This window comes from Streptomyces sp. NBC_01622 (assembly GCF_045209635.1).
Taxonomy (GTDB): domain Bacteria; phylum Actinomycetota; class Actinomycetes; order Streptomycetales; family Streptomycetaceae; genus Streptomyces.
Window position 1 is genome coordinate 6,934,032 of the sequence record NZ_CP109293.1, and the last position, 16,492, is coordinate 6,950,523.

The following is a 16,492-nucleotide window of genomic DNA, read 5'->3' on the forward strand; positions in this document are numbered from 1 at the left end:
GCGGTGCTGGTGCGTCAATGGGTTAGGCGGAGATTGGCGCAAGCGATTCGATAGAGGGATCAGGTCGCGCGGGCCGCGTCCGGGAACTCGGTGTCGCCGGCGTCCGTGACCGGTTGAATGGGGCGGTATGGACGCGCAGAAGGTGGCCTTGCGGAAAATGACGCCGTCGGAGTACGACGCGGCGACCGAGCACCGTGAAGCCGAGACGGTCCGTGAGCTCGGCAGGTTCATGCCCCAGGAGCCGGCGTGGGAGCGGACCCGGCAGGGCACAGCCCAGTTTCTCCCGGACGGGCTCGACACGGCCGGTCACCATCTCGTGGTGGCGGAGAACGGTTCGGGCGAGGTCGTGGGAAACGCGTGGATCGGTCCGGATCCGCGCCAGGCCGCGGGCACCGCCGGTTCGGCCATCGACGCCACGGCTATGACGTGTCGTCCATGTACCTGACCAAGAGCGTGCGAGGTTAGAGCGGACGACGGGGTCTTCCCCTGATCCGTGAGGCCGACCTGCTCGGCACCGCTGTCAGTAGCGCCGTTGCGGCCGCCACGACCGGTACTGCGAAGCCGGCCGTCGGGGACGTGTGGTCCGCTGTCCAGCCGCCCGCCGCCGACCCGCACGCGATGCCCATCAGCAGGCCTGTCACCGCGAGGCTCATGCCCTCGTTCAACCTGCCCTCGGGCGTACGGTGTTGGACCAGGGTCATGGCGGTGACCATCGTCGGAGCCGTTGCCATGCCTGCAACCAGCAGGGCAACCGCCAGTGCGAGGAGGGAACCGAGTGTGCTCGCGGCAAGCAGCGGCAGAGTCATCAGAGCCGTCATCGCCAACAGGCACCACCGCAGCCGGAGTTCCGGCGTCCCCGTCGGTTTCAGCCTCCCGTACAGCAGGCCCGCCGCGCACGAGCCGGCCGCCTGGAGTGCCAACACCGCACCGCCCACCGCACGGTGACCCGTCGCGTTCGCGTACGCGAGCGTGGCGACCTCCATCGAACCGAAGACCCCGCCCGTCGCCACGAAACCGGCGAGAAGGGGAGGGATGCCGGGCACGCGCAAGGGCGGACCGCCCCTCGGGGTCGGGCTCGGCGGCGGCTCCGTCGAGCGCTGTGCCGTGAAGATCAGGATGCCGGTGAGCAGCAGCGCCGCCCCGGTCAACGTCCCCGCCTCCGGGAAGAACGTGCCGCACAGGAACGCCGCCAGAGCCGGGCCCAGCATGAAGCACAGTTCGTCGGCCGCCTGCTCGAAGGAGTTCGCGGTGTGCAGGGCCTCGGTGTCGCCGGCGAGGAGGTGGGCCCAGCGGGCGCGGGACATGCCGCCGGTGTTGGGGGTCGTCGCGGTGGCCGCGTACGCGGCGAACAGGGTCCAGTCGGGGGCGCCGTAGCGCACGCAGAGGAGGAGGGCCACCGAGCCGAGGACCGCAATCGCCGTTGCCGGTACGGCCGTTCGGGACTGGCCGTGGCGGTCGGTCAGGCGCGCGAGCCACGGGCCGGCGAGCGCTGTCGCCGCGAGGCCGGTCGCGGTGACAGCGCCGGCGAGGGCGTACGAGCCCCGTGAACCGGCGATCATCACGACCGCGCTCACGCTGAACATGCCCGCGGGGAGGCGGGCGATCAGGTTCCCGGCGGTGAACGCGCGGGTGCCGGGGAGGGAGAAGAGGTGGCGGTACATGTCTCCCACCGTCACCCCCGGACGATCAAGGGGTCCAACACCTCTTCCGCGCCGATTCACGCACCTGCGTTGTAAGTTCGCCGGATGCCCTGGATACCGGCCCACGTGGACCCCCGACTCCTCCGCGCCTTTCTCGTCGTCGCCGAGGAACTGCACTTCACCCGTGCCGCCACCCGCCTGTACGTCGCTCAGCAGGCGCTGAGTCGTGATGTGCGCCGCCTGGAGCGGGAGTTGGGGACCGAGCTGTTCGTGCGGACCACCCGGCAGGTGACGCTGACGGCGGACGGTGCGCGGCTGGTGCCGTATGCCCGGCAAGTGCTCGCCGCGCAGGACGAGTTGCTCGCCGCGTTCCGGCAGGCCCGGCCCCTGCTCGTGGATCTGAACTCGCCGGGGCTGGGCACCGGACGCCGGGTGCTGCACCGGGCCCGCGAACTCGCCCCGGAACAGGAGCTGATGGCCCGCTACGAGAGCGGACTGACGGGCGCCGCGGGGGAGTTGCTGGCGGGTCGGCTCGACGTGTCGTTCGGGCGGTTCGCCGGGCTCGATCCGGTCTTGCGGGCCGGGCTCGACCATCAACTCGTGCGGTACGAGCCGATGGCGGTCGTACTGCCCGAGGACCACCGCCTGGCGTCGCTCGCGGAGGTGCCGGTGGACGCGCTCAAGGGGGAGGCCGTGTACGCGGGGGCCGGGAATCCGCGTACTCCGGAGTGGACGGATCTCGCGCGGCGTTTGTTCGAGGGGCGTGACATCGAGGTTGCGGCGCCCGCACCGATGGCCGTAGGGGAGGAGGAATTCGAACGGGTGATGGGTCGGACGCGGAACCCGATTCTTGCTGTAGTGGACTTTCCGGCCATGCGTCGGACGGTGTTGCGGCCCCTGGTGAAGCCGGTGCCCTTGTCTCCCGTGTCGCTCGTGTGGCGAAAGGGCCTGGTGCACCCCGGATTCGACGCGCTTCGACGGGCCTCGGTGGAGATCGGCAGTGCCGAGGGGTGGTTGCGTCGGCCCGCCGATGGGTGGATTCCAGCCATGGACGTGGACATGCTAAAGACGTAGAAAATACGCATCCCAGTACATGTGACGTCCCGTTGCGCTACCTTCGGGGACCTGAGCACGGTGTGGTAAGGGGGGCGCGTGGACCGGGTGGGGGCCCGGTTCGACGGCGTGTGCTCAGGGTCGTCTGCGCGCCCGGAACAGTTCCGTGGGGGGATGTGCGTGCGCGTGGATAAGTGGCGAGAAGACGCCCAACCGGAATGGCCCCAGGCTGCATCCGCGACCAGAGACGTACCGGTCGTAGGCGGAGAGGCCCAGGCGTTCCCGGAGACCGGAGCGGTCGGAGGAGCCGGAACGGTCGGAGTGACCGGAGCGGCCGGGGGATCGGAGATCCTGGAGGGCGGCCGGCCTGGCCGGCACGGTGGTCGCGCCAGTCATGCCGGCCACGGCAGTCATGGGACTCATGGCAGTCATGGCAGTCATGGCAGTCATGGCGGCCGTATACGGACCGAGTCGTCCGAGCCGTCCGGACCGCCGGGGGCGTCCTGGCCCGTCGTGCCCAAGGGAGTACGCAAGGGACCGGCAGGGTCGCTCACCGGTCCGCCCATCGGTTCGCCCATCGGGCCTTCCGGCGCCCTGGCCGATCCCTGGGGCGTGCCCGCGGCGAACGACCCCGACGAGGTGACCGTCCAACTCGACGGCCCCGCCGAGGAGTTGGACGATCCGGGCGCGAAGGGCGCCGGTCATGACGGATCGGACGGGCCCGTCTTCGTCGACGAGTCCGGCCGCCGCAGCCGTAGGTACCGCCGGATCGGCATGGCCGTCGGCATCGCCTGCGCGGTGTACGCCGTCGTCATCGTCGCCACGCTGCTGTCCGGCAGCTCCGACGCGCCGTGGCTCCCGGTGCCGGGGCAGAAGGACGACCCGCCCGCGAGCAAGGTCGACACCTCGCCGCTGCCCGCCGAGTCGGGCCGGCCGTCCGGTGGCGGCGGCAGCGTGGCGCCGGGGAACATCCCGACGGCGAGCGACGGTACGACACCGTCGCCGGGCGCGAGCGCGAGCGCGACCGGCGCGTCCAAGGCCCCTGGCAGCAAGGCGACCACGTCCGCGTCTCCCAAGCCGTCCGCGAGCAAGACATCGTCGGCGCCGGTCGGCGGGACCGTGAGCAATCCCGTCGTACAGCCCTCGCATCCGCAGGACACCCCGTCGTCCGGCCCGAGCACACCGACGGGCGGTACGAGCGCCCCGGCGGAGCCCACGCCCACCCCGACCCCGACGGCGGGCACCGGCACGGTCGCCGACGCCCCGAACACGCCGTCGCCCGTGGCACAGGGGCCGGCCGCGTCCTCCGAACCGGCACCGGCACCGGCCCCGTCCACGACCCCGGAGCACATCGTCTGATGGCATCGCACAACCGCCGCCCCGCAGCCACGAACACGGCCCCGGGCGGCCGTCACGGAGGCATGCCCAAAGCGGCACGCGGCTCCCGGCGGCGCCGCCTCTCCATGCGGTTCCTGCTGCCGATGCTGCTCCTTGTCGCGATGCTGGCGATGCTGATGCTGCGCGGCTATGTGCACAGCGAGATCCTCGCCGACCACCGCATCCGCCCCGAGGCCGCGACGAACAAGGTGCCGGACAAGATCCTCGACGGCGGCCCGGTCATCGACACCCGCAGCGGCCGTACGACGAGTCTGGACGTGCCGGACCACGACATCGTCCTCACCTTCGACGACGGCCCCGACCCGACCTGGACCCCCAAGGTCCTGGACGTGCTCAAGAAGCATCACGCGCACGGCGTCTTCTTCGTCACCGGCACCATGACCTCGCGCTACCCGGACCTGGTCAAACGCATCGTGGACGAGGGCAACGAGGTCGGCGTGCACACCTTCAGCCACCCCGACCTCTCCTTCCAGTCCAAGAAGCGCATCGACTGGGAGCTGTCGCAGACCCAGCTCGCGATCACCGGCGCGGCCGGTATCCGCACGTCGCTGTTCCGGCCGCCGTACTCGTCCTCCGCCGACGCGATGGACAACCTGTCCTGGCCGGTGACCGAGTACATCGGCACGCGCGGCTACATCACCGCCGTCAACAACACGGACAGCGAGGACTGGCAGAAGCCCGGCGTCGCGAAGATCATCAGCAATGCCACCCCGCGCGACGGCAAGGGCGCGATCGTCCTCATGCACGACTCGGGCGGCGACCGCCACCAGACCGTGCAGGCGCTCGACAAGTTCCTGCCGGAGATGCGGGCCAAGGGCTACACGTTCGACAACCTCACCGAGGCCCTCGGCGCGCCCAGCGCGCTCACCCCGGTGACCGGCGTGAACCTGTGGAAGGGCAAGACGTGGATCTTCCTGGTCCAGGCCTCGGACAACATCACCGACATCCTGGTGGTCGGACTCGCGATCACCGGGTCCCTCGTCATCGCCCGCTTCGCGCTGATGCTCCTGCTCTCCGTGATCCACGCCCGCCGGGTCCGCCGCAAGGACTTCGCCTGGGGCCCGCCGGTCACCGAACAGGTCACGGTCCTCGTCCCGGCGTACAACGAGGCCAAGTGCATTGAGAACACGGTCCGTTCACTGATGGCGAGCGAGCATCCCGTCGAGGTGATCGTCGTCGACGACGGCTCGGCGGACGGCACGGCGAGAATCGTGGAGGCGATGGACCTCCCGAACGTCCGGGTCGTACGCCAGCACAACGCGGGCAAACCGGCCGCCCTCAACCGCGGCCTGGCGAACGCCAGTCACGACCTCGTCGTCATGATGGACGGCGACACGGTCTTCGAACCGGCCACCGTACGGGAGCTGGTCCAGCCCTTCGGCGACCCGCGCGTCGGCGCGGTGGCGGGCAACGCGAAGGTGGGCAACCGGGATTCGCTGATCGGCGCCTGGCAGCACATCGAGTACGTGATGGGCTTCAACCTCGACCGCCGGATGTACGACGTCCTCCGCTGCATGCCGACGATCCCGGGCGCCGTGGGGGCCTTCAGGAGAAGCGCGCTGGAGCGGGTCGGCGGCATGAGCGACGACACCCTCGCCGAGGACACCGACATCACGATGGCGATGCACCGCGACGGCTGGCGCGTCGTCTACGCCGAGCGGGCCCGCGCCTGGACGGAGGCCCCGGAGACGGTCCAGCAGTTGTGGTCCCAGCGCTACCGGTGGTCGTACGGCACGATGCAGGCGATCTGGAAACACCGGGGCGCGCTGCTCGACCGCGGCCCGTCCGGCCGCTTCGGCAGGGTCGGTCTGCCACTGGTGGCCCTGTTCATGGTCGTGGCGCCCATCCTGGCCCCGCTGATCGACGTGTTCCTGCTCTACGGCCTGGTGTTCGGCCCGACGGAGAAGACGTTCCTGGCCTGGCTGGGCGTCCTCGCCGTCCAGGCGTTCTGCGCGGCGTACGCCTTCCGCCTGGACCGTGAACGCATGACCCACCTCGTCTCGCTGCCGCTCCAGCAGATCCTCTACCGCCAACTCATGTACGTCGTACTGCTCCAGTCCTGGATCACCGCGCTCACCGGAGGCCGCCTGCGCTGGCAGAAGCTGCGGCGCACGGGAGTTGTGGAGGCACCCGGCGGTCCGGTACCGACCCAGCGCAGCCGCAGTGGCAGTGACGATCGGAGGCCGGTCGCATGACGCACGGATACACGACGGGGACGAACCAGGGCTCCGGGTCCGATCCCGACTCGACGCCGGCCTACGGGATTCCCCAACAGCGGCAGCAGGAACCGGAGTTGGCGCCGGATCCGACAAAGGCGAAGGCCAAGGCGGGCGGCGGCGGCCGGGACCGCTACCTCGACCTCCTCCGCTCGATCGCGCTGGTCCGGGTGGTTGTCTACCACCTCTTCGGCTGGGCCTGGCTGTCGGTCCTGTTCCCTTCCATGGGCGTGATGTTCGCGCTGGCGGGTTCCCTGATGGCCCGCTCGCTGAACCGTCCCGCGCTGGGGGTGATCAAGGGTCGGCTACGGCGACTGCTGCCCCCGCTCTGGGCGTTCAGCGCGGTGGTGCTCGTGATGATGTTCGCGAGCGGCTGGAATCCCCTCAAGGACCCTGACCTGGGCGGCACTTGGTGGGGTGCGGCGAAGGTGCTCGACTACCTCGTGCCGTTCGGCGCACCGCCGTACCCCGAGCATCTGGGCTCCGAATCGGGCCTGTTGGAGAGCACGTGGGCGGACCAGGCGGCGGGACCGCTCTGGTACCTGCGGGCGTATCTGTGGTTCGTGATCGCGTCACCGCTGCTGCTGTGGGCGTTCCGCAGGGTTCCGTGGGCGACGCTGCTGGCGCCTCTGCTGCTGACGGCGGTCGTAGGCACGGGTGTTGTGACGATCCCAGGTGAGACGGGCAACGCGCTGTCGGACTTCGCGGTGTACGGCGGCTGTTGGGTCCTGGGCTTCGCCCACCACGAGGGCGTGTTGAAGCAAGTCCCGCGCTATCTCGCGGTGTCGGGCGCGACCGTCATCATGGGCTTCGGTCTGTGGTGGGCGTCGGGTCATCTGGGCCCGGACGGCTGGGACCTGAACGACATCCCGTTGGCGCAGGCGGCATGGTCCTTCGGGATCGTGGTGATCCTGCTCCAATACGCCCCGTCCTGGCAGGAGTTGCCCGGCCGCCTGGCCCGCTGGGACAAGCTGGTGACCCTCTCCAACAACCGCGCCGTCACGATCTACCTGTGGCACAACCTCCTCATCATGGCCACGGTCCCGATCATCGACCAGCTGTACAACCTGCCGTTCATGGAGAGCGACAGCGCGACAGCCCTGCTCGACAAGGCGGACACGTTCCTGATGTTCCTGCTGATCTGGCCGCTCATCGCGGTGGCGATCCTGGCGTTCGGGTGGATCGAGGACATCGCGGCGAAGCGGGGGCCGAGGTTGTGGCCGAACGGGGTCAGTGGTGGGGGGAGTCGGCGGAGGGGGACTTGAGGGCACGTATCAGGTGCCGTAGGCCGGCGGGTGTGGTGGTGAGGATGGTGTCGGGGGTGTCGCTTTCGCGAATGCGGATCGTGCCTGTGGGGTCGCCGGTGCCGTAGTCGCCGTTCCCGTACAGCAGGAGACGGAGCGCGATGCGATCACCGCGTTGGACACGGCCACCGGCAAGGCGCGCTGGACCCGCCGCGAGAGTGTCCTGTGCAGGGTCGCCGCCATCGGCGATTCGACCTTCGTCGTGTGGAGCGGCACGTCCGAGGAACGCGGATCGGTCGCAGGCGTCGACGCGCTCACCGGCGAGACATTGTGGGAGCACGAGTTCGAGGGGATCGAAGGGCTCATGGTGCGGGGGGAGCTGGTGATTCTGGACGCCGGTCGCTTCCGGGCACTGCACGGCCGTAGCGGCGACGAGATCCGGAGCGGAGGGGACGGGACGCTGCTCAGCCGGGCCGGGGGTGTCGAGGACGCGGCCGTCTTCCTCCGCTGGCGCAGCGGGTACTACGGGCCCAAGAGTCTCGTCGTAGGAGCCTCGGACACCGGTGCGGAACTCACCGAGACCCGGTTCCCCGAGAAGGCCCTGAAGCACTTCTGGGGACACCCCGAACTCGTCGACGGCGGGCGCGTGTTGTTCGCCCGGTCCTGCGAGCGCAGGATCCAGTTGTTCGCCTACGCGGGCCTGGACCGGGCCGAGTCGCTGGGGAGTCGGAAGCACACCACTTCATTGAGGGTGCCGTGCCGCAGGCGACCCAGCAGCCGGGGTCTGCGGCGGTTGACGATGCGGGGCGCGTACGAGCAGGTCGTACGGAATCCGCTGTACCTCACCGCCGGGCCCGGGTATGTGCTCGCCTCGGGCTGGGACGGGGTGGGCATGCTCCGTGACGGCCGCGCGCTGTGGGCGTCGCACACCATCCGGCCGGACCTCCGGCCGGACCTCCGGCCGGTGCCGCTCGACGGCGACCGTGTCCTTGTTCAGGGCCCGCAGCAGAAACGGCAAGGAGATCCGCCTGTACTGCGCCGACGTGGAGACCGGCCGGCGCCTGCTGCCCTGAAGACCTCGGCACGACCTCACCGCGCCCACTCTCCGCCGGTGAGAGCAACGTTCCCTTCCGGTCACTCACAGCCACAGCGTGGAAACCCGCCCTCCCTACCTTCGGGAAGCATCACCGCTCGTTACCCCGTAGTGCACCGTGGAGGCGTCATGACAGCCACTGGCAAGTGGATCGAGCACTGGGATCCGGAGGACGAGACCTTCTGGCGGGAAACCGGCGAGAAGGTCGCCCGCCGCAACCTGCTCTTCTCCGTGCTCTCCGAGCACATCGGCTTCTCGATCTGGACCCTGTGGTCCGTGCTGGTGCTCTTCATGGGCCCGGAGTACGGGCTGACCCCGGCCGACAAGTTCCTGCTGACCTCGATGGTCACGCTCGTCGGCGCGGTCGTCCGGGTGCCGTACACCTTCGCGGTCGCCATATTCGGCGGGCGGAACTGGACGATCGTCTCCGCGAGCCTGCTGCTCATCCCCACCATCGCCGCCTTCGTGGTGATGAAGCCGGGGACCTCCTTCGACACCTTCCTCTGGATCGGCCTGCTGGCCGGCATCGGCGGCGGCAACTTCGCCTCCTCCATGACCAACATCAACGCCTTCTTCCCGCTGCGGAAGAAGGGCTGGGCGCTCGGGCTCAACGCCGGCGGCGGCAACATCGGGGTTCCCGTGATCCAGTTGATCGCCCTCGCGATCATCGGAGCCAGCGGCGGGCCGCGCGTGCTCCTCGGGATCTACATCCCGCTGATCCTCGTCGCCGCCACCCTCGCCGCCCTCTTCATGGACAACCTCACCTCCGTGAAGAACGACACCGGCGCCGCCAAGGACGCCGCGCGGGACTGGCACACCTGGATCATGGCGTTCCTGTACATCGGCACGTTCGGGTCGTTCATCGGCTACGCGTTCGCGTTCGGCCAGGTCCTTCAGGTCCAGTTCGGCCGTACGCCGCTGCAGGCCGCGTACCTCACCTTCATCGGCCCGCTGCTCGGCTCGCTGATCCGCCCCGTCGGCGGCTGGCTCGCCGACCGCTACGGCGGCGCGAAGATCACCCTGTGGAACTTCGTCGCCATGGCCGCCGCCACCGCCATCCTGGTCGTCGCCAGCATGCAGAAGTCGCTGCCGCTGTTCGTCACCGTGTTCATCGTCCTGTTCGTGCTCAGCGGGCTCGGCAACGGGTCGACGTACAAGATGATCCCCGGCATCTTCCAGACCAAGGCCCTCGCGAAGGGGCTTGAGGGAGACGAGGCGGCTGCCTACGGCCGGCGGCTCTCCGGTGCCTCCATGGGGCTCATCGGGGCCGTCGGCGCGCTCGGCGGCGTCGGCATCAACCTCGCCTTCCGCCAGTCCTTCCTCTCCTACGGCTCCGGAACCGGCGCGTTCGTCGCCTTCCTCGCCTTCTACGGCCTCTGCTTCGCGGTCACCTGGGCCGTATACCTTCGCCGCCCGACCGCCCAGGCGCAGGCCAAAGCTTCCGCATCGGAGGCGAAGCCGCAGCTCAGCTATGCCGAGGTGTGACGTAACACCGTCGACATAAAGTCGAACCGAGCCTGTCACGCACCGTTGACAGGCTCGTTCGGCATGTAGGCACCGCCGCACCATCCCCTGCACGACTGCATGTACGACTACGTTCGGGACGAGAGCCATGTACGAACAACCGCAGCGACCGGAGAGCGCGCCCCACGGCCCCCTCTCCGGCTTCACCGTGGGCGTCACCGCCGCGCGCCGCGCCGACGAGCTGGGGGTTCTGCTCCAGCGGCGCGGCGCGGTGGTCGTGCACGCGCCCGCGCTGCGCATCGTTCCCCTCGCCGACGACAGCGAACTGCTCGCCGCCACCAAGGAGTTGATCGACCAGGCGCCCGATGTGGTGGTGGCCACCACCGCCATCGGGTTCCGGGGGTGGGTCGAGGCCGCCGACGGATGGGGGCTCGGCGAAGCCCTCCTCGACCGGCTGCGCGGGGTGGAACTGCTCGCCCGCGGGCCCAAGGTCAAAGGGGCGGTACGGGCCGCCGGCCTCACCGAGGAGTGGTCCCCGTCGTCCGAGTCCATGGCCGAGGTGCTCGACCGGCTCCTGGAGGAGGGCGTCGACGGCCGCCGGGTCGCCGTACAGCTGCACGGCGAACCGCTGCCCGGGTTCGTGGAGTCGTTGCGGGCCGGGGGAGCGGACGTCGTGGTGGTCCCCGTGTACCGGTGGATGCCGCCCGAGGACATCGCCCCGGTGGACCGGCTGCTGGACGCGGCGGTCTCGCGCGGCCTGGACGCGCTGACCTTCACCAGCGCGCCGGCCGCCGCCTCGCTCCTCTCCCGCGCCGAGACCCGGGGCCTGCTGCCCGAACTCCTCGCCGCCCTGCACCACGACGTCCTCCCGGCCTGCGTCGGCCCCGTCACCGCGCTCCCGCTCCAGAACCACGGCGTCACCACGGTCCAGCCCGAGCGCTTCCGCCTCGGCCCGCTCGTCCAGCTCCTCTGCCAGGAACTCCCCGCCCGCGCCCGCACCCTGCCCGTCGCGGGCCACCGGGTGGAGATCCGCGGCCACGCGGTCCTGGTCGACGGCGCGCTACGGCCCGTCCCGCCGGCCGGCATGTCCCTGCTCCGCGCCCTGTCCCGCCGCCCCGGCTGGGTCGTCGCCCGCGCGGAACTCCTCCGCGCCCTCCCCGGCGCCGGGCGCGACGAGCACGCCGTAGAGACGGCGATGGCCCGCCTCCGTACGGCACTGGGTGCGCCGAAGCTGATCCAGACGGTGGTGAAACGGGGGTACAGGTTGGCACTGGACCCCGCCGCCGACGCGAAGTACTCCGACGGTTGAGCGGGTGGTTGATGCGGGCGTTGCTGGGGGCTGCCGCCCCCAGGCCCCCGCTTCGGCCCCGAAAGGGCCTCGTCCTCAAACGCCGGACGGGCTGCATTTTGTCGGCCTGCGTCAAGAAGTGAGCCGAGACGAGGAAAGCAAGCGCGTACGCCACCAGCCCCGCCCACACCCACCCCCGGTACGGCCGCCCGCGCGCCAGCCCCGACATCGCCGAGCCGCGCACGCGCATACGCGGCCGTCCACGCGCGCTCGGTACGAGGGGTTCCGGCCGCGCGAGCGGGCAGGCACTGTAGAGGTAACGGTTTCCCGACCGGGGTAATCCCTAGGCGGTGACAGGCACATGGCACTGGGTACGACCATGGCCCCGTACGAGCTGCGCTTCGACGCCGGGCGGATCTGCCTGGATCTCCTCGCGACCACGCATCCCGAGGAACGGCTCGACGCACCGGAGCCGCTGCGCGCGTGGATCGTCCGCTCCGGGCTCGTCCCGGCGGCCACCGGGCTCACGCACGTCGACGCGATCTGGCTCGTCGGCTTCCGCGAACTGCGGGGACGGATCGGACAGTTGGTGCGCAGCAGGCCGCCGGTGGAGGGCGGGTCCTACGATCTCGCGCTCGCCCACCTCAACGACCGTGCCCGCGCCGAGCCCCCGGCACCCCGTGCCGTACAGGCCGAAGACGGGGTGCTGGTGCGGGAGTTGGCCGGTCCGCCGGGGTGCGAGGCGCTGCTCGCGGTGATCGCCAGGGACGCCGTCGAGCTGCTCACCGACCCGGTCGCGCGGGCCTCGCTGCGGGAGTGCGAAGGCGACAACTGCCCCATCGTGTACCTGGATACGTCACGGGGACGCAGGAGGCGCTGGTGCTCCAGTGAGGTCTGCGGGAACCGCGAAAGAGTGGCCCGGCACCGACGGCGCGCGGCCCTCGCCCGAGCCTGAGAATCCCATATGCGGCTTCTGTGAAGTGACGGATCATCAATTGATGAAGTGATTTTGACAACAGTGCGTTTCACTCAGCCGTCGCACGGGCAGCCCGCGTGATCTTGCTGATGTGGTGGAAATGTAAAGATCGTACGGCTGGAATGTGCACTCATGTCCCGCTCGTCACGTCACTTCAAAGAAAACTGTCGCCTCACGTTGAACACCCGCCCACCCCTCCGCGTACCTCTCCTTGAGCGACCGACCGGGGCAACCCCCGGACACCGGAGGTGGGCGTGCGCAAGGATTCCGTCGTGGCCAATGAACAAGCGCCGAGGGCCCGACATCGCATGTCCCAGTCCTCGGAACCTGATGAGGAGCTGATGCGTGCCCTGTACCGAGAGCACGCCGGACCCTTGCTCGCCTATGTGCTGCGGCTCGTCGCCGGCGACCGGCAACGTGCCGAGGACGTGGTGCAGGAGACGCTCATCCGGGCCTGGAAGAACGCCGGCCAGCTCAACCGGGCGACCGGATCGGTACGACCCTGGCTGGTGACGGTCGCACGGCGCATCGTCATCGACGGTCACCGCAGCCGGCAGGCCCGGCCGCAGGAGGTGGACCCGTCGCCGCTGGAGGTCATCCCCGCGGAGGACGAGATCGACAAGGCGTTGTGGCTGATGACACTGTCGGACGCGCTGGACGACCTGACCCCGGCCCACCGGGAGGTGCTCGTCGAGACGTACTTCAAGGGGCGTACCGTCAATGAGGCGGCCGAGACGCTTGGCATCCCCAGTGGCACGGTGCGCTCAAGGGTGTTCTACGCCCTTCGATCGATGAAGCTTGCTCTGGAGGAGCGGGGGGTGACGGCATGAGCATTTACGGGGGATACGGAACGGGTAGTCCTGGTTCCATGCAGGGATCTCAGGGCTCGAACGAACACGAGACCGTCGGCGCCTATGCCCTCGGGATTCTCGACGACGCCGAAGCAACCGCTTTCGAGGCACACCTCGCCACCTGCGAGTGGTGCGCCCAGCAGCTCGACGAGCTGGCCGGGATGGAACCGATGCTCGCGGCGCTCGCGGACCTGCCGGGCTCCGGCACCCCCGCGATCGGTGAGTCCCTGTCCGCCAAGCCGAGCCCGCGGCTGGTGGAGCGGCTGGTCGACGACGTAGGTGAACGCCGGGCCATGAAGCGCCGGCGCAGCTTCTACATGATCGCCGCGGCGGCTGCCCTGATCATCGCAGGCCCGCTGGCCGTCATCGCGGCCAACGGCGGTGACGACTCCGGTCAGAAGGGCACCGTGGCCGCGGCGACCGCGAAGGACACCTTCGAAACTCTGTCCGACAAGGTCACTGCCACGGACAAGAGCACCAAGGTCACCGCGACCGTGGCGATGACCAAGAAGGACTGGGGCACCCTCGGAGTCGTGGAGCTCAAGAACGTCAAGGGCCCCCTGAAGTGCTCCCTGATCGCCGTCGGCAAGAACGGCGAACGCGAGACCATGAGCTCCTGGTCGGTCCCGGCCTGGGGTTACGGCATCGCGAACGCCACCAAGGCGGAGGCCAAGGCGCCGCTCTACGCCCAGGGCGGAGCGGCCCTCACGCCCAACCAGATCGACCACTTCGAGGTCATGACCTTCGACGGCAAGAAGCTCGTGGAAGTGGACGCCTGACAGCCGGCCGACTGTGCTCGACGGGGTCCGGAGCGCGCCAGGCGCGCACCGGACCCCGCGTCTTTGTCAGGATCCGCCGGGCGGGCCCCTCGCCTCGGCGGCCTCCCTTCGCGTACGGTTGACGGCTGCCCAGCACGTCAGAAGGGGGCCCGGTGGCCGCACAGGCTCAACAGGAGACCGCGCTCGATGCGGTGTCCGACAAATCCGCCCAGGATTCACTACGGGACCGGGAGATCAGCGGCGAACAGGCACACCTGGACCGGGTGTACCGGCGTCTCGAGGAGAAGATCCGCGAGGCCGAGTTCCTCATGAACGACGCCGCCAAGCGCGGCCAGGTCGGCACACCCGGCGCGCTCGCCGAACGCGACGCGCAGGTGTTCCGCGCCGGTATCCACCTCAACCGGCTCAACAACGAGTTCGAGGACTTCCTCTTCGGCAGGATCGACCTGCTGCTCGGCAAGGACGGCCAGAAGGGGCCCGACGGCGCGTACACCGCCGTCGAACCCGCCGACGGCTCCGTGCGCGACGACAACACGGCCGACATCGCCGAGACCCTGCACATCGGCCGCATCGGAGTCCTCGACACCGAGTACGCGCCCCTGGTCATCGACTGGCGGGCGCCCGCCGCCGCCCCGTTCTACCGCTCGACCCCGGTCGACCCCGGCCGGGTCGTACGGCGTCGCGTCATCCGCTCCAAGGGCCGCCGGGTCCTCGGTGTCGAGGACGACCTGATGCGGCCCGAGCTGACCGCCTTCCTCGACGGCGACAAGCTGGCCGTCATCGGCGACGGCGCCCTGATGGCCGCGCTCGGCCAGGCCCGCAGCCACACCATGCGCGACATCGTGGCGTCCATCCAGGCCGAACAGGACCTGGTGATCCGCGCCCCCGCCGCCTCGGTGACCTACGTCGAGGGCGGCCCGGGGACCGGCAAGACCGCCGTCGCCCTGCACCGCGCCGCCTATCTGCTCTACCAGGACCGGCGCCGCTACGCGGGCGGCATCCTCATCGTCTCGCCCACCCCGCTGCTGGTCGCGTACACCGAGGGCGTCCTGCCGTCCCTCGGCGAGGAGGGCCAGGTCGCCATCCGGGCCATCGGCTCGCTCGTCGACGGCGCCGAGGCCACCCTCTACGACTCCCCGGCCGTCGCCCGCACCAAGGGCTCGTACCGCATGCTCCGCGTACTGCGGAAGGCCGCGCGCGGAGCCCTCGAAGCAAACGAATCACCGGCCAGGCTGCGGGTCGTCGCCTTCGGCCGCCGGCTCGAACTGGAGGCCGCCGACCTGGAGCGAGTCCGGCAGAACGCCCTCAGCGGTACGGCCCCGGTCAACATGCTGCGCCCGCGCGCCCGCAAGCTGCTCCTGGACGCCCTGTGGGAGCGCTCCGGCTCGGCCGGCCGGCACACCGACCCCGAACTCGCCGCCGAACTGCGCTCCTCCTTCGACGAGGACGTGGCGAGCGAGGACGAGTTCATCGCGTTCCTCGACGCCTGGTGGCCCGAACTCACCCCGCGCGCCGTCCTGGAGGCGATGTCCGACGAGCGGAAGCTCGGCCGCTGGGCCCGGCGCATCCTCAACCCCGGCGAGGTCCGCAGGACCGCCCGCGCCCTGAAGCGGGACGGACTCTCCGTCCACGACGTGGCGATCCTCGACGAACTACAGGCGATCCTCGGCACCCCGGCCCGCCCCCGCAAGCGGCGCGACCTGGACCCGCTGGACCAGCTCGCCGGCCTCGAGGAGCTGATGCCCGTACGCGAGGAGACGCAGCGCGAACGGGCCGAGCGGCTCGCCCAGGAGCGCGTCGAGTACGCGCACGTCATCGTGGACGAGGCCCAGGACCTCACCCCGATGCAGTGGCGCATGGTCGGCCGCCGCGGCAGGCACGCCACCTGGACGGTCGTCGGCGACCCGGCCCAGTCCTCCTGGTCCGACCCCGACGAGGCGGCCGAGGCCCGCGACGAGGCCCTCGGCTCCCGCCCCCGCCGCCGCTTCACCCTCACCGTCAACTACCGCAACCCGGCCGAGATCGCGGAGCTGGCGGCCAAGGTCCTGGCCCTCGCGATGCCCGGCTCCGAGTCCCCGTCCGCGGTCCGCTCGACGGGTGTGAAGCCGCGTTTCGTGGCTACGAACAATGAGCACAGTGCCGTCGTACGGAACTCGTTGTCGGAGTCGGTCCGCGCGGAGGCGGCCCGGCTGCTCGACCAGGTGGACGGCACGGTCGGCGTGGTCGTCGCCATGAACCGCCGCGAGGAGGCCCGCCGCTGGCTCGCAGGTCTCGGCGACCGGGTCGTCGCCCTCGGCAGCCTGGAGGCCAAGGGCCTGGAGTACGACGCGACAGTCGTCGTATCGCCGGCGGAGATCGCCGACGAGTCGCCCGCCGGCCTCCGTGTCCTCTACGTCGCCCTCACCCGCGCGACCCAGCAGCTCACGGTCGTCTCCGCCGAGCGCGACGAGCCGGACGCGAACGGGGTGCCGGATCTTCTGCGGGACTGAT

The 16,492-nt window shown here is 70.2% G+C and carries 12 protein-coding genes and 1 pseudogene; 12 read left to right on the forward strand and 1 reads right to left on the reverse strand.

What is annotated here, in order from left to right; all coding sequences use genetic code 11:
- Window positions 1-157 precede the first annotated feature (157 nt).
- Window positions 158-445 carry a hypothetical protein gene (locus OH768_RS31970; RefSeq protein ID WP_406459349.1) on the forward strand — a complete coding sequence of 96 codons (288 nt, stop codon included), beginning with the start codon at window positions 158-160 and terminating at the stop codon, window positions 443-445.
- Window positions 446-461: 16 nt separating this feature from the next.
- Here the strand turns inward: OH768_RS31970 and OH768_RS31975 are convergent, their stop codons facing one another.
- Complete coding sequence (locus OH768_RS31975) at window positions 462-1,661, reverse strand: MFS transporter (protein WP_406459351.1); 1,200 nt, start codon at window positions 1,659-1,661, stop codon at window positions 462-464.
- A gap of 84 nt (window positions 1,662-1,745) precedes the next feature.
- Between OH768_RS31975 and OH768_RS31980 the strand changes: the two genes are divergently transcribed.
- From OH768_RS31980 to OH768_RS32030, 11 genes and pseudogenes are all read left to right on the forward strand, one after another.
- The gene (locus tag OH768_RS31980) at window positions 1,746-2,714 is read left to right on the forward strand and encodes a LysR family transcriptional regulator (protein ID WP_406459353.1); all 969 of its coding nucleotides are present in this window, start codon (window positions 1,746-1,748) and stop codon (window positions 2,712-2,714) included.
- 492 nt (window positions 2,715-3,206) lie between these two features.
- Window positions 3,207-4,052 (forward strand): hypothetical protein, encoded by an 846-nt coding sequence (locus OH768_RS31985; protein WP_406459355.1) that lies wholly within the window; start codon window positions 3,207-3,209, stop codon window positions 4,050-4,052.
- 62 nt (window positions 4,053-4,114) lie between these two features.
- Entirely contained in the window at window positions 4,115-6,286 is a 2,172-nt protein-coding gene (locus tag OH768_RS31990) for a bifunctional polysaccharide deacetylase/glycosyltransferase family 2 protein (RefSeq protein ID WP_406459357.1), read from the forward strand.
- Window positions 6,283-7,572 (forward strand): acyltransferase, encoded by a 1,290-nt coding sequence (locus tag OH768_RS31995; RefSeq protein WP_406459359.1) that lies wholly within the window; start codon window positions 6,283-6,285, stop codon window positions 7,570-7,572. Before OH768_RS31990 ends, OH768_RS31995 begins: the two co-directional genes overlap by 4 nt.
- A 145-nt stretch (window positions 7,573-7,717) precedes the next feature.
- Window positions 7,718-7,855, forward strand: a pseudogene (locus OH768_RS32000) (hypothetical protein); the annotation flags it as partial.
- A gap of 918 nt (window positions 7,856-8,773) precedes the next feature.
- On the forward strand, window positions 8,774-10,129 hold the full coding sequence (locus OH768_RS32005; protein WP_406465523.1) for a nitrate/nitrite transporter: 1,356 nt from the start codon (window positions 8,774-8,776) through the stop codon (window positions 10,127-10,129).
- Window positions 10,130-10,256: 127 nt separating this feature from the next.
- Window positions 10,257-11,417, forward strand: coding sequence for a uroporphyrinogen-III synthase (locus tag OH768_RS32010; RefSeq protein WP_406459361.1), 1,161 nt, complete (start codon window positions 10,257-10,259; stop codon window positions 11,415-11,417).
- Between the two features lie 340 nt (window positions 11,418-11,757).
- Window positions 11,758-12,351 carry a CGNR zinc finger domain-containing protein gene (locus tag OH768_RS32015; RefSeq protein WP_406459363.1) on the forward strand — a complete coding sequence of 198 codons (594 nt, stop codon included), beginning with the start codon at window positions 11,758-11,760 and terminating at the stop codon, window positions 12,349-12,351.
- Window positions 12,352-12,680: 329 nt separating this feature from the next.
- Window positions 12,681-13,202: a sigma-70 family RNA polymerase sigma factor gene (locus OH768_RS32020; RefSeq protein ID WP_019056398.1), complete on the forward strand. Its 522-nt coding sequence runs from the start codon at window positions 12,681-12,683 to the stop codon at window positions 13,200-13,202.
- Window positions 13,203-13,240: 38 nt separating this feature from the next.
- Window positions 13,241-14,002: an anti-sigma factor family protein gene (locus OH768_RS32025; protein WP_406459365.1), complete on the forward strand. Its 762-nt coding sequence runs from the start codon at window positions 13,241-13,243 to the stop codon at window positions 14,000-14,002.
- Window positions 14,003-14,154: 152 nt separating this feature from the next.
- A complete protein-coding gene (locus OH768_RS32030; protein WP_406459367.1) occupies window positions 14,155-16,491 on the forward strand; it encodes a HelD family protein in 2,337 nt (778 codons plus the stop codon).
- The last annotated feature ends 1 nt before the right edge of the window (window position 16,492 follow it).